Origin of the sequence: Sorangium sp. So ce363 (assembly GCF_051520435.1) — a bacterium.
Taxonomy (GTDB): domain Bacteria; phylum Myxococcota_A; class Polyangia; order Polyangiales; family Polyangiaceae; genus Sorangium; species Sorangium cellulosum_B.
On the sequence record NZ_CP150333.1, the window covers coordinates 1 to 13967 of the forward strand.

At 72.8% G+C, this 13967-nt stretch carries 8 protein-coding genes; 3 read left to right on the forward strand and 5 right to left on the reverse strand.

The annotated features are described in order from the left end of the window. On the forward strand, positions 1 to 1416 hold the full coding sequence (gene dnaA, locus WMF12_RS00005; RefSeq protein WP_437858780.1) for a chromosomal replication initiator protein DnaA: 1416 nt from the start codon (positions 1 to 3) through the stop codon (positions 1414 to 1416). A 125-nt stretch (positions 1417 to 1541) separates the two neighbouring features. Here dnaA and WMF12_RS00010 read toward each other — a convergent pair whose 3' ends face one another. The 3 genes from WMF12_RS00010 to grpE all read right to left on the reverse strand — a co-directional run bounded on the left by WMF12_RS00010 (position 1542) and on the right by grpE (position 8214). Continuing rightward, positions 1542 to 5459 (reverse strand): serine/threonine-protein kinase, encoded by a 3918-nt coding sequence (locus WMF12_RS00010; protein ID WP_437858847.1) that lies wholly within the window; start codon positions 5457 to 5459, stop codon positions 1542 to 1544. Positions 5460 to 5579: 120 nt separating this feature from the next. Beyond that, positions 5580 to 7442: a molecular chaperone DnaK gene (dnaK, locus tag WMF12_RS00015; protein WP_012232637.1), complete on the reverse strand. Its 1863-nt coding sequence runs from the start codon at positions 7440 to 7442 to the stop codon at positions 5580 to 5582. Between the two features lie 187 nt (positions 7443 to 7629). Continuing rightward, positions 7630 to 8214 carry a nucleotide exchange factor GrpE gene (gene grpE / locus WMF12_RS00020; RefSeq protein ID WP_437743515.1) on the reverse strand — a complete coding sequence of 195 codons (585 nt, stop codon included), beginning with the start codon at positions 8212 to 8214 and terminating at the stop codon, positions 7630 to 7632. A gap of 290 nt (positions 8215 to 8504) precedes the next feature. On the opposite strand from grpE, the gene WMF12_RS00025 reads away from it, so the two are divergent. Together WMF12_RS00025 and WMF12_RS00030 are read left to right on the forward strand one after the other, a co-directional pair. Continuing rightward, positions 8505 to 9767 carry an aspartate aminotransferase family protein gene (locus tag WMF12_RS00025; protein ID WP_437858874.1) on the forward strand — a complete coding sequence of 421 codons (1263 nt, stop codon included), beginning with the start codon at positions 8505 to 8507 and terminating at the stop codon, positions 9765 to 9767. A gap of 1 nt (position 9768) precedes the next feature. Further along, positions 9769 to 12216, forward strand: coding sequence for an HAD family hydrolase (locus tag WMF12_RS00030; RefSeq protein WP_437858881.1), 2448 nt, complete (start codon positions 9769 to 9771; stop codon positions 12214 to 12216). Positions 12217 to 12266: 50 nt separating this feature from the next. On the opposite strand, the gene WMF12_RS00035 is transcribed toward WMF12_RS00030, so the two are convergent. Together WMF12_RS00035 and WMF12_RS00040 are read right to left on the reverse strand one after the other, a co-directional pair. After that, positions 12267 to 12779 carry a Fur family transcriptional regulator gene (locus tag WMF12_RS00035; protein ID WP_437743518.1) on the reverse strand — a complete coding sequence of 171 codons (513 nt, stop codon included), beginning with the start codon at positions 12777 to 12779 and terminating at the stop codon, positions 12267 to 12269. Positions 12780 to 12877: 98 nt separating this feature from the next. After that, entirely contained in the window at positions 12878 to 13939 is a 1062-nt protein-coding gene (locus tag WMF12_RS00040; RefSeq protein ID WP_437714927.1) for a hypothetical protein, read from the reverse strand. Positions 13940 to 13967: the final 28 nt, after the last annotated feature.

Below are 13967 nucleotides of genomic sequence, written 5' to 3' on the forward strand. Positions count from 1 at the left end.
ATGACGATTCCGAAACACGAGCCGCGCGAGGTCTTCGATCGGGCGATCGAGCATACGCGGACGCTTTCCCCGGCCACTTTCGATCAGTGGTTCGGGGGAGTTCAGTTCGATGATCTGACCGACGGCGTCCTGACGCTGCGTGTCCAGAACGAGTTCGTCCTCGAGTGGGTCAGGGACAATTTCCTGCCAGCGCTCACGGACAAGATCCGAGAGCTCACCGGCTGGTCGGTCCAGGTCGCGTGGACGGTGGATCAGAACCTCGACGCGCCCATTGCGCAGCGCGTGGAGCTCACCCCGGTGCGTCCGCGGGCGCTCGTGGTGCGTCCGACCAGCGCGGCGCCGGCGCCGGCGCCCCGCCCCGAGCCGGCGCTCCGGCGCGTCCCGTCGATGCCGGACGACCTCAACCCGAAGCACACCTTCGCGAGCTTCGTCGTGGGCCCCTCGAACCAGCTGGCGCACGCGGCCGCGATCGCGGCCGCGGGCGGCGGGGGACGCCGCTACAACCCGCTCTTCATCTGCGGCGGCACCGGGCTCGGCAAGACCCACCTCATGCACGCGATCGCGCACCGCGTCTTCGAGGGCAGGCCGGACGCGCGGATCATCTACGTCTCGGCCGAGAAGTTCACGAACGACTTCATCACGGCCATCCAGCACCACCGGATGGACGAGTTCCGCACGCGGTACAGGTCGAGCTGCGACGTGCTGCTCGTCGACGACATCCAGTTCCTGGCCGGACGCGAGCAGACGCAGGAGGAGTTCTTCCACACCTTCAACGCGCTTCACACGCTCGACCGGCAGATCGTGGTGACGAGCGACAAGTACCCCCAGAACCTCGAGCGCATGGAAGAGCGGCTCGTCTCGCGGTTCTCCTGGGGGCTCGTCGCCGACATCCAGGTGCCGGAGCTCGAGACGCGCGTCGCGATCGTGCGGAACAAGGCGGCGCTCGAGGGCATCGCGCTCACGGACGACGTGGCGCTCTACCTCGCGCAGATGGTCCGCTCCAACGTCCGCGAGCTCGAGGGGACGCTGATCCGGCTGGCGGCCAAGAGCTCGCTCACGGGCCGCCCCGTCGACCTCCCGTTCGCGCGCGCCGAGATCACGGCCACGTCGCCGCCGCGCGCGCAGATGATGAGCGTCGAGGACATCCAGCGCGCGGTGTGCCACCACTTCCACCTGCGCTCGATCGACCTCACCTCGAAGGACCGCCACAAGAGCGTGGCCTTCGCGCGCCACGTCGCGATGTACCTCTGCAAGCAGCGGCTGAAGTGCAGCTTCCCGGAGATCGGGCGGGCCTTCGGCAACCGCGATCACACGACGGTGATGAGCGCCGTCCGCAAGATCGAGGCGCAGCGCGACTCGGATCCGCAGGTCCGCGCCCACCTCGAGGCGCTCGAGAAGAAGCTCGCCGACGAGTGAGCCGCGCCCGCGCGACGCGGAAGACGCGCGCGCGGCACGAGCGCGACGTGCCGGCTACCGGGCCCTCGGTCCGCTAGCGGGCCGCGCGTCGCGCAGATCTCGCGCCGCGCGACGAGCGCGCGAGGTCAGAGCTCGGACAGCGCGGAGCGCGCGTCGTCCGCGACGAGCTTGTTGCCGTACGCGGACGCGAGATCGAGCACCTCGGCGAGCTCGCGCCGCGCCTCCTTCACCAGGCCCCGCTGCTTCAGGAGCGCGCCGAGCAGGTACCGGCTCTCGAGGGCGTCGGTGCGGTAGGAGCGCGCGTCGGCGTAGCGCGCGAGCTCGCGCAGGAGCTCGCCAGCGCCGGCCGCGCCGCTCAGCCCGTCCAGGTAGGCGAGGTGCGCGCGGTTGATGGAGGCGAGGCGCTCGTGGCCGCTCTCCTCGGCGAGCTCCTTCGACTCGGTGAGCGACGCGTAGGCGCGCGGCAGATCGCCGAGCCGCCGGCTCGCGTCGCCGAGGTTGTGCAGCGCGGCGGCGGTCTCGAAGCGCAGGCCCGCGGACCGGGCGAGGTCGACGGCGCGGGCGGAGCTCTTCACCGCCGCGTCGAAGTCGCGCAGGAACACGTGCACGAGGACGCGCTGCTTCTCGCGCTCGCTCGCCGCCGCGAGGTCGCCCGGATCGCCGAGCGCCTCCGCCCGATCGAGGGCGCGGAGCGCCGCCGCGATGTCGCCCGTCGCCGCGCGCGTCTGGGAGATCGCGAGCAAGAGCCTCGGATCGTCGATCGCGCCCGTCGCCTCGAGCTGCTCGACGGCGCGCTCCGCGCGCGCGAAGTCGCCCGTCCGGACGCCGATCTCCGTCTCGCACGCGAGCGCCTTGCGGCGGAGGTCCTCCCGATCGCCGGCGAGGGCGTAGGCCTCCTCGAGCCTCGCGTACGCGTCGGCGAAGAGATCCACCGCGCCGAGGGCGCGCGCCAGGTCGACGCGGGCCGAGAGCTTCTGCTCCGGCGTGCCGGCCTCGTCGATGCGCCGCAGCGCGCGGGCGGCGACGTCGACGAGATCCGGCGCGGAGCGCACGCGCACGACGACGTCGGCGAGCGAGCCGAGCCACCCGGAGAGCTCCTCCGGCGAGCGGTGGGCGTGGTCGCCGAGATCGAGCGCCTGGAAGATGAGCCGGAGCGCCGGATCGAGCTGGCTCGCGCGGATCTTGTGGAGCGCCGCGCGCGCGTAGAACGTGGCGGCGCGGTCGCGATCGCCGGCGTGGTAGAAGTGCTGCCCGATGCGCTCGGCGTGCTCGGCGCCGTCCTCGCCGACGACCGCGACATACGCCGCCGCCGCCGCGGCGTGCAGCTCCCGGCGGAGCTCCGGCGGGATCGCGTCGAGGACGATCTCCCCGTGCATGGGCGACGCGAAGCTCGCCTGCGCGGGGCCCTTGAGCCGCAAGAGGTCGCGGGTCGCGAGCCCGGAGATCGCGCGGCTCACGGCCGGGAGCTTCTGCTGGAGGAGCGCCGCGAGGACCTCGGTCGGCACCGGATCGCCGAGGATGGCCGCCGCCTGGAGCACGGCGCGGTCGCTCGGATCGAGCCGCCGCACCCGGGTCGCGATGAGCGTGCGCAGCGAGCGCGGCACCGCCGACGCGCCGTCGAGCCGCGCCTTCACGACGCCGCTGACGACGCTGAGCGCGCCGGAGTCGCTCAGCTCCTTGATGAGCTCCTCGAGGAAGAGCGGGTGGCCGCCGGCGCGCTCGCGGCAGAAGGCGACCACGTCGGGCGGCAGGAAGTTCGCGCCGATGCGCGCCGACATGAGGCGCGCGCTGTCGCTGTCCGAGAGCTCCCCGACCTTGAGCCGGTAGAAGTGGGGGTGCGCCTCGAGCAGCGGCGGCGGGTCGCTGCGCGTCGCCAGCATCAGCACGGCGCGGAGCCCGCCGGCGCGGCCCGCGGTGGCGAGCAGGGTCTCGGCGGTGAGCTGGTCCATCGCCTGCGCGTCGTCCCACGCGAAGCAGTGGAGGCGATCCTCGCAGAGGCTCTGCACCATGCGCGGGAACGCCGTGCGCAGGATCGCGGTCGTCCCCTGCGGCGCCCGCCTCTCGGCGAGCGCCGCGCCGAGCTGACCGAGCACGGCCGCGGACTCGTCGTCGCGCAGGCCGAGCGCCCGCAGCCGCGGCAGCACCGCGCGGATGCGCTCCTCGTCGTCGCCCTCCTGGATGCCGCAGAGCACCTGGAGCATCGCGGTGAGGCCGCTCCACGGGACGTCGGCGCCGTTGTGCGGGCACGAGGCGACGTAGACGCCGACGTTGTAGTCGCCCTTCGAGAGCCGCCGCTCCATCTCGGCGAGCAGCCGCGTCTTGCCGATGCCGCGCTCGCCCTGGATGACGACGATCTGCGCGCGCTTCCGCGTGGCGGCGGCCAGGATGTCGCCGAGCTGCTTGAGCTCGTCGCGGCGGCCGATGAAGCGGCCGTACGCGCCGTCCGGGGGCTGCGCGGACGTGACGACGCGCCCCCCCTCGGGCGCTGTCCGGCCCGCGCCGGGCAGCTCCTCCGTCGCGAACGCGTTGCGGAGGACGCGCCCGGTGAGGTTCGACACGGCGACCTGGGACTCGGTCGCGCGTGCGAGCGCCTGGGCGGAGGCGATGAGCGAGGTGAGCCGCTCGTCGCGGATCGGGGCGCCGGCGCTGTCGACAAGGATGCGGGCGAGGTGGATGCCGGCGGAGACCGCGGCGCCCCCGCCGCGCGAGCGCAGGATCACGAGGGCGGCGCGCGCCGCGGCCTCCGTGTCGCGGCCGTCGGCGTCGCCGAGCCCGAAGATTGCGACGAGCTGCGACGCCTCCTGCTCGAGCAGCAGCGCGCCATAGCGCGCCAGCACGTCGCGGGCCCGCGCCATGCGCCTCGCCGCGTCGTCCTCGGATCCCGTGAAGATGAGCACGAGCGCCGTGACCTCGCGCCGCTCGCCGAGCCCGCGCGCGGCCGGGCCGCTGTCGGCCTTCTCGAGCAGCTGGAGGAGCCCCGACGCCGAGCGGCTGCGCGTGCTCGCCGTGTGCGGCACCTCGACCGGCGTGCGCTCGTTGGCCCCGTTCGGCTCCTCTTCGAGCACGGCGCTCGCCTGGATCTCGGCGCTCTTCTCCTCGTGGAACGGCTCCAGGAAATCGGCGAGGTCGTTCGCCCCGAACCGCTCGGCCGTCGCGTAGAAGAAGCCGAGGAGCGCCTCGTGCAGCCGCCCGGCGTCGGGGAACCGATCCTCGGGGTCCTTCGCGAGCATCGTGCTCACGACGTCGACGAGCGACCGGGGCACGTCGGGGCGCACGAGCGCGAGCGGCGGATACTCGCTCGCCTGCAGCCGCCGCATGATCTCGAACGCCGTCGGCGCCGCGAACGGGTTCGACCCGGCGAGCATCTCGTAGAGCACCGTGCCGAGCGAGAAGAGATCGCTCCTGCCGTCGATCGCGCCGGCGCGCGACTGCTCGGGGCTCATGTAGGCGAGCTTCCCGCGGATCCTCCCTGCGCGGTTCTCGCCGACCTCCTCGTCGGTCATCGATTGCGTCGCCTTCGCGATGCCGAAGTCGGTGACCTTCACCTCGCCCTCCCAGGAGAGCAGGATGTTCTGCGGAGAGATGTCGCGGTGGACGATGCCGAGGGGGCGCGACTGCTCGTCGCGCCGCCGGTGCGCGTGATCGAGCGCCTTCGCGATCTCGGCCGTCATGAAGACGGCCATGGCGAGGGGGATCGGCTTCTTCGCCCTCCGGCAGCGGGCGAGGAGCGTCGCCAGGTCGAGCCCGGGGACGTACTCCATCGCGATGAAGTAGCTGGTCGGATCGCCGTTCGGATGGTCGACGCGGCCGAGGTCGAACACCTGCACGATGTTCGCGTGCGAGAGGCGCACGGCGAGCTTGGCCTCGTGCACGAACATGTCCACGAAGCGCCCCTGCTCGGCCAGCTTGGGGAGGATGCGCTTGATGACGAGGACCTTCTCGAACCCCTCGACGCCGAAGCTCTTCGCCTTGAAGACCTCGGCCATGCCGCCTTCGCCCAGGCGCTCGAGCAAGCGATACCGCCCGAAGGTCTCGCTCAGCATCGCCCCGCCTGCGCCCCACGCAGCCTCGCGCCTTTGGCGCGCGCGGCGCTCCGGAGGGGACGGCCCGCGATCGGCGCGCGAGCCGGCGCCGCCGCGCCGGCCGCGTCGCCTAGCCGCGCGTCATGTCTCGACGGCCTTGTTTGCGCCGGCGTCATCGTCCCCTCCATACATCGACTCCGCGATCCGGAACGCCGCCCCCTCGAGACGCGCGTACGCGTCCCGGAGCGCGTCGAGGTCGCCGCCGGCTTCGAGCAGCTTCCGCAGCGCCGCGCACTCGGCGTGGACCTCGCCGAGGAGCTCGGCGTCGAGCAGATCGCCGTAGCCTTCGAGGGCCTGCTCGGTCGTGTAGACGAGGGTCTCGGCCTGGTTGCGGAGCTCGGCGAGATCGCGCCGGAGCGCGTCGGTCTCCTTGAACCGCTCGCCCTCCGAGACGAGCCGCTCGACCTCGTCCGGCGTGAGGCCGCTCGTGGGGGTCACCCGGATCTCCTGCACCCGCCCCGTCCCGAGATCCCGCGCCTCGACGCGGACGATCCCGTTCTCGTCGATGCGGAAGGTGACCTGGATCTTGGGCAGCCCGCGCGGTGCGGGAGGGATGCCGGTGAGCTCGAACCGGGCGAGGCTCCGGCAGTCCGCGGCCATCTCGCGCTCGCCCTGGAGCACGTGCACGGGGACGAAGCTCTGGTTGTCGACGCTCGTCGTGAAGATCTCGCTCCGCTCGGTGGGGATGGTCGTGTTCCGCGGGATGAGCTTGAAGCTCACGCCGCCGCCGGTCTCGACGCCGAGCGACAGCGGCGTCACGTCGAGGAGCAGCACCTCGTCCACCTGTCCGGAGAGCGCGGCGCCCTGCAGCGCGGCCCCGACCGCGACGACCTCGTCGGGGTTCACGCCCTTGTTCGGCTCCCGGCCGAAGAACTCGCGCACCGCCGCCTGCACCGCGGGCATCCGGGTCATGCCGCCGACGAGGACCACCGTGTTGACGGCGGAGACGGGGAGCTTGGCGTCCCCGAGCGTCGCGCGACAGACGTCGATGGTCCGCCGGATGAGGCCCTCGCAGAGCATCTCGAGCTCGTTGCGCCGCATCGTCCGCTCGAGGTGGAGCGGCCCTCCGCCCGGGCCGACGGCGATGAAGGGGATGTTGATCTCGGTCTCGAGCGACGACGAGAGCTCGTGCTTCGCCTTCTCGGCCGCCTCCTTGAGCCGCTGCAGCGCCATGCGGTCCCGGCGCAGATCGATGCGGCTCTTCCCCTCGAACTCGTCGGCGAGCAGGTCGATGATCCGCTGGTCGAAGTCCTCGCCGCCGAGGTGCGTGTCGCCGCCGGTCGCCTTGACGCTGAAGACCCCGCTCGCGATCTCGAGGATCGAGATGTCGAACGTGCCTCCGCCGAGATCGTAGACCGCGATCGTCTCGGCCTTCACCTTGTCGAGGCCGTAGGCGAGCGCCGCGGCGGTCGGCTCGTTGATGATCCGGCGCACGTCCAGCCCGGCGATCCGCCCTGCGTCCTTCGTCGCCTGTCGCTGCGCGTCGTCGAAGTAGGCGGGGACGGTGACCACCGCCTCCGTCACGGGCTCGCCGAGGAACCGCTCGGCGACCTGCTTCATCTGGCCGAGGATCACCGCGGAGATCTCGGGCGGTGAGTAGTTGCGCCCCTTGACCTCGACCCACGCGTCGCTGTTCGGCGCCTCGACGATCTTGTAGGGAGCGAGGCTGATCTGCTTGCTGACCTCGGGCGCGGTGAACTTCCGGCCCATCAGCCGCTTCACCGCGTAGATGGTGTTCTGCGGGTTCGTGACCGCCTGGCGGCGCGCGACCTGCCCGACCAGGCGCTCACCGCTCGCGGGAAAGCCGACCACGGACGGCGTGGTGCGCGCGCCCTCGGCGTTCGGGATCACCCGAACATCGTTGGCCGAGGCGACGCCTGCCCCTTCGACGACAGCCACGCACGAGTTCGTCGTCCCGAGATCGATGCCGATCACCTTCCCCATATGCGGCGAAAGATACTACAGGCCTGGATGCTCGCCGGGTGGGGAGACGACCTGGGCGCCCGCGATATTTGGGGAGATCGTGAGGTGAGGTAGCGGGGCACGGCAGATCCCGGACAGGATCACCGCCAGGATGCGCACCGTGCCGGGGGTGTGCGCCGAGGGAGCCGGCGCGACGCCGCGCGGAGGATCAGTTCGCCGCGGGCGCCGGCTCGACGGGCGAGCCCTTCGAGACGACGACCATGGCCGCGCGGATCAGGTAATCGCCCAGCATGTATCCCGGCTGGACCTCCGCGATCACGACGCCGGCGGGGTGCTCGGTCGAGTCGAGCTGCTGGATGGCCTCGTGCACGCTGGGATCGAAGGGCTTGCCGACCGCGGCGATGCGCTTGATGCCCATGCGCTCCAGCGTGTCGACGAACTGCTTCGTCACGATCCGGACGCCCTCGGCGACCGACTTCACGTCCGGCGCGCTCTCGGCGTGGCTGGCGGCGCGCTCGAGGTTGTCGAAGACCGGGAGCAGATCCTTCAGGATCGCCTCGCGGCCGCGGCGCTGCGCCTCTTCGACCTCGCGCCGGGAGCGCTTACGGAAGTTGTCGAAATCCGCGGCGGTGCGCAGCAGCTGCTCGCGCATCCGCGCGGCCTCGGCCTGCACCTCGCCTAGCTTGTCTTCGGGGCTGGGGGCCTGCTGCTCCGCGGCCTCTGCGCGCTCCGCCCGCGCGTCGGCCGTCTCCCCCGTGTTCTGGTTCGACCCATTTTGTTCCGAATCGCTCATAGGACGGCGGCACTATAACCAGCCGCGATCCGCTGGCAATCGCCAGGCCCATGGTCGGTCCGGAGGCGAGCGCCGGCGCCCGAGCGCGTCGGCGCTCGCCGCCGCGCCGGCCCAGGACGCCCGCGGGTGGGGGGGGCCGGCGCGCGGGCGCTCCGGACGCGCTCCGGACGCGCTCCGGACGCGCTTCAGACGCGCTTCAGACGCGCAGATTGCCCGGGTCTCCACGATCCGCTGCGGGCGCTGCATCGAGCGTTTGCTCCGACCCCCCGCCCGGCGTTAGATCGCCCCCCATGAGCATCGCCACAAGCCCCGCCGCCGAACCTCCGCCGGCGAACGCCTCCACGTCCGCCAGCGCGCCGCTCCTCGCGGCGCAGAAGCACCTGCTCGGCAACTACCGCCAGCCGCCGTTCGTCCTCGACCGCGGCAGGGGTTGCGAGCTCTTCGACACGGAGGGGCGCCGGTACCTTGACATGTGCGCGGGGGTGGCCGTGGCTTCGCTCGGGCACGCTCACCCGCGGCTCGTGGCGACCATCTCCGAGCAGGCGGGTCGCCTGATGCACGTCTCCAACTATTTCTTCAACGCCGAGAACCTCCGCCTCGCCGAGGAGCTCTGCGCGAAGACCGGCTTTGACCGCGCCTTCTTCTGCAACTCGGGCGCGGAGGCGAACGAGGCGATGCTCAAGCTCGCGCGCCGCCATTTCTTCAACCGGGGCGAGGAGGGGCGCTACCGGATCATCGCGTTCGACAACGCGTTTCACGGCCGCACCCTCGGCGCGGTCGCCCTGACCGGGACGCCGAAGTACCGCGAGGGCTTCGGCCCTTCGCTCGACGGCGTCACGCACGTGCCGTACGGAGACGTGGCGGCGGTGCGCGCTGCCATGGGCCCGGACGTCGCGGGGATCCTCGTGGAGCCGGTGCAAGGGGAGGGCGGCGTGCTGCCGGCTCCGGCCGGGTTCCTCGCCGAGCTGCGGCGCATCACCGACGAGCACGGCGCGCTGCTGCTCATCGACGAGGTGCAGACCGGCATCGGGCGCACGGGGCACTGGCTCGGCGCGACGTACGACGGCGTCCAGGGCGACGCCGCGGCGCTCGCGAAGGGGCTCGGCGGTGGGTTCCCGGTCGGCGCGCTGGTGCTGCGGGAGCGGCTCAACGGCGCGCTGCCCCCGGGCTCGCACGGCTCGACCTACGGCGGCAACGCGCTCGCCTCCGCCACGGCGCGCACGGTGCTCGCGGTCATCGAGGAAGAGAAGCTGTGCGAGGCCGCCCTGAAGCGCGGCGAGCAGCTCGGCCGCGGCCTCGCCGCGATCGCCGCGCGGCTGCCGGGCGTGTGCCTCGGCGAGCGCGGGCGCGGGTTGCTCCGCGGGCTCATCCTCGCGCCGACCGTCGACGCGCGCGCCGCCCTCGGCCGCGCGCGCGATCGGGGCGTGCTGCTCACGATCGCGGGCAACAGCGTGCTCCGGTTCACGCCGCCCCTCATCGTGAGCGAGGCGCAGATCGACGAGGCGCTGGCCGAGGTCGAGGCCGCGCTCGCCGAGACGCCGGCTGCAGGTTGAGGTGGTCGCCTCGCGCGCCGCGGGTCCCGCCGTCGCACCCGTCCCGTGCTCGGGCTGCAGCAAGCTGATCGATCCCCTGCGCGCGGGGCAGGTGGCGATCTTCGATCAGCGCTTCCATTACTTCTGCAACGCGCGGTGCCGCCACGCCTTCCTCGGTGAAGCGCCGCCTGCGCCGGGGGACGGCCGGCCTGCGGGCCTCGCGGCCTTGGGCGCGCCCTTCGCCGGCGCTCCTCCCCGGGGGCTCCCGTCGGGCGCGCCGCCCGGCGCCGGCGGGCACCACGCCTCCACCCCGCGCACCCCGCGCGCGGAGCCCGCGCGGGCGAGCGCCGACGAGGGCGCGGCGCGCGTCGCGGATCTCGACGCGCCGATCGTCGACGCGTTCCCGCCCGTGTCGCTCGACGAGCGGCTCCCGGACCTGCCCGTCCTCGACGACGATCGCGCGCTGCTCGAGCCCATCGGGAACACCATCCTGAGCGAGGAGCCGCAGCGCTACGATGCAGTCGAGGCGCGGGACATCGGCGCGCTCCTGCTCGTGCTCGCGATCATCGCGGGGACGCTGGCCGTCGCGCTCACCCTCGCCGGGGACGCGAAGCTCGTCATCGGCGCGCGGATCGTGCTCGCCACGGTGAGCGCCGGAATGCTCCTTGGCCGCGCCGCCACGACCGCGCGCGACGCCACCGATCCGCACCCTGCGCCGATGCTCGCCCCAGTTCTTGGCGGGCTCGTGGCCGCCGTCTGGGCCCTCTTCGGTCAGGACCGCGCCCTCGCGGCCGAGGCCGCGTCGCTCGCCGGCGTGATCGCCACCGCCAGCGCGATCAGCGCGTGGCTCATCGAGAGCGCCCGACATCGCGTGTTCGCGGAGCGGGCGTGGATCGGATCCGTGCTCTCGACCCCGGCGCGCCGGCCGCCTGGCGCGTGGGCGCAGGGCCAGGCGCCCGCCGACCGCGCCCCTCAGCGCGGCGGCGACGGCGGTCCTGTCGAGGGCGCCGGGGATGAGCTCTACGAGCTGCGACCGGGCGAGAGCGTCCAGGTCGACGCGGGGGAGATCGTCCCCGTCGACCTCGTCGTCACGGGCGGCGACGTCGAGGTGCTCCCCTGGATCGGCGCGACCACGCCGACCCGCCGCCGCGACGGCGACCCGGTCGTCGCCGGGGCCACCGTGGTCCGGGGTCGCCTCGTCGGCGCGTGCACCTTCTCAGGCGGCGATCGCGCGGTCGCGCGCGTCCTGCTCGACGCCCGCCGGCGCGCGGACGCCCTCGCGCCCATCGCGCAGGCCTCCCGCGCCCTGACCGAGCGCTGGGCGATCGGCGCCGCGGCGATCGGCGCGCTCTCCGCCTTCGTCGCCGGGCGCGCTCCGGTCGAGATCGCGATGACCGCGGCCGCCGTGCTCGCCGCGCTGTCCACGGCGATCACGGCCTCCATCGCCTCGGTGCACGTCGCGCGGGGCATCTTGCTCGGGCTCCGCCGGGGCATCGTCTACAAGAGCGCCGACGCCTGGGATCGCGCAGGGAAGACCTCGGTCGCCGTGTTCTGCGCCCGCGGCACGCTGCTGCTCGGCGAGCCCGAGCTCGCGGAGCTGGAGGCGACCGGCCAGAAGCTCAAGCCGAGCGACGTGCTCGCGCTCGCGGCCGGGGCGGAGCGCACCGAGGAGCACCCCGTCGCGACGGCGATCGTCCGCGCCGCGCGCGCCCGCGGCTTGCGGCCCGACGGCGTGCGCAACCCCAACTTCCACCCCGGCCTCGGCGTGACGGCCGTCACCTCGTCCGGCGAGGAGCTCTGCGTCGGCAACCGCGCGCTCATGCTCGAGCAGCGGATCTCGATCGCCGCGGCCGAGAGCCGCGTCGCCGAGCTCGAGGCGCTGGGGCGCACGGTGGTCCTCGTCGCTGTCGGCGCTCGCCTCGTCGGCATCATCGGCCTGCAGGACGGGCTGCGCCCCGGGGCGCGGGCCGCCATCCAGCACCTGCTCGACGCACAGATCGAGCCCGTGCTGATGTCGGGCGACGCGCGCGAGACGTGCGAGGCGATCGGCCGCTCGCTCGACATCGATCACATCCGCCCCGAGATCCTCCCCGCGGATCGCGGCACGGAGGTGCGTCGCCTGATCGACGCGGGCACGAGCGTCGCCGTCCTCGGCCACGCGGGCGTCGATGACGCCGCGCTCGGCGCCGCGGACGTCTCCGTGGCGCTCGGCGCCGCCGGCTCGGCGCCCGCCGACTTCTCCACGGTCCTCGCGTCGGACGACGTCCGCGACGCCGCGCTCTCCCTCGCGCTCGCGCACCGCACGCGCCTCGAGGCGCGCGTCGGGCTCGCGCTCAGCGTCGCCCCGGCGCTCGTCGGCGCCGCGGTCATCGCCGCGTTCGTGCTCCCGCCGGCCTACGCGCCCATCGCCTCGCTGCTCGGCGGCGTCATGGCCGTCGTCCACGCCCGCGCGCTCGACGCGAAGAGCTGAGCGCCGGGCGCGCTCGCCGGCGCGGGGCTCCTCGCCGCGCCGGGGGCCGGCTACGAGACGTCGGGCGTGGTGTCCTTCGCGTCACGGCAGTCCGCGCAGACGCCGTACATCTCGTGCTTGTGCCAGGTCACGTCGAAGCCGTACTTCGCGGCGATCTCTTCCTGGAGCGCCTCGATCCGCGGCTCCTCGAACTCGATGATCTTCCCGCAGTTGACGCAGATCAGGTGGTCGTGGTGCGTGCTGGCGTCGTCCGCCAGCTCGTAGCGGCTAAGGCCGTCCCCGAACCGGCGCTCGGAGGCCACGCCGCACTCCGCGAGCAGCTTGAGCGTGCGGTACACCGTCGCGTACCCGATGCCTCGGTCGTGCGCGCGCACCTCCGCGAGCAGGTCCTCGATGGTCATGTGCGGGGCGCCGGAGAAGAACGTGTCGACGATCAGCCGGCGCTGCGCCGTCGATCTCAGCCCCTTCTTCGCCATGTACGCCTGGAGGCGAGCGCGGAGCCGGTCGAGGGCAATTTGGTCCACGTGGCTGGCGCCGCTCCCCTCTCTCTCCATGACGGCCATGGCAAGTTTATCCCGTTCGCGGCGAACCGCGTCAAGGCCGGTGACCGAACCTACGTGGCGCGACCTCGCCGATGCTGCCCGTGCCTCGCTCGTCGGCGCTACTCGCCGACCTGCGCCATGTAGCTGATCTGAGCCGCCGAACCCCCGAGGGGGCTGAGCAGCGTGATGGGCGGCGCGACCAGGCCGGCCGCCGCCGTGTTGTCGATAACGACGTAGTAGAGGCCCGGGCGCAGCGCGTAGCGGCGGGTCTCGATGATCCCGGGCTGGAGAGGGCCGCCTGCCTGCACCGGGCCTGGCGGGGGTCCGAGCGGCTTGCCGGTCTGGTACGCCTCGCGCCAGGCGTCGCCGGTGGGCTTGTCGACGATCATGAGGTCCACGGGCGCGCCCTGCGCGCTGACCTTGAGGTAGAGCGCCTGGTCCGAGTCGGCGACCTCGAACGGTCCGAGGTAGTCGCGCTGGTTCGCGTACACCTCGACGGTCTCGTTCGCGAACGTGTACCGCTCCTCGTCCTCCGCCTCGAACGGGTGGTGCGGTCGCTGGGGCGGCATGAGGATCCCCAGCGTGAAGTCCTTCCCGGTCTCCTCGTTGTAGAGGACGGTGAACCCGCGGGTCAGCTCGCCAGCGACGATCTGGTTGCCGAGCAGGTTGGCGAGCCCTCCGAACGGCGGGACGTTGGCCATCACGTCGATGACCGGGTTCTCGACGTAGCCCAGCTGGAAGCTCGGGCCTTGCACGATCCGGTTCAGCCGTCCCCACACGTAGACGTTATCGTCCGCGAGCTGGAAGTCGGGTCGGTACTCGACGGACGTCGTGAGCGAGAAGCCCACCCGCTTGGCCGGCTGCATGTAGCCGTAGCCCGTGCCGGCGATGTGGACGGTGATCGTCTGGGCCGCGTCGTTGACGTCGTACGAGCACTGCATCGGGAAGAACCGCCCCATGGACGCCGATCTGTCCTGCAGGCGCAGCGAAACCCCGCTCTTCAGCATCTCGGGGCAGATCTTGCTGGCGCCGAAGTTCGAGAACAGGAACCAGCGGAGGGCGGGGCTCGCGTTCACGGGACCGCTGACGCAGGGGCAGCCGACGAACGTGAACGACAGCGCGACAGCGGCGAGCGCCAGCGCGGCGGACGCGCGGGAGAGCGGGGGTCTTCGTGCGGGCACGCGGGCTAACATAGCGGGTCGACCTCGG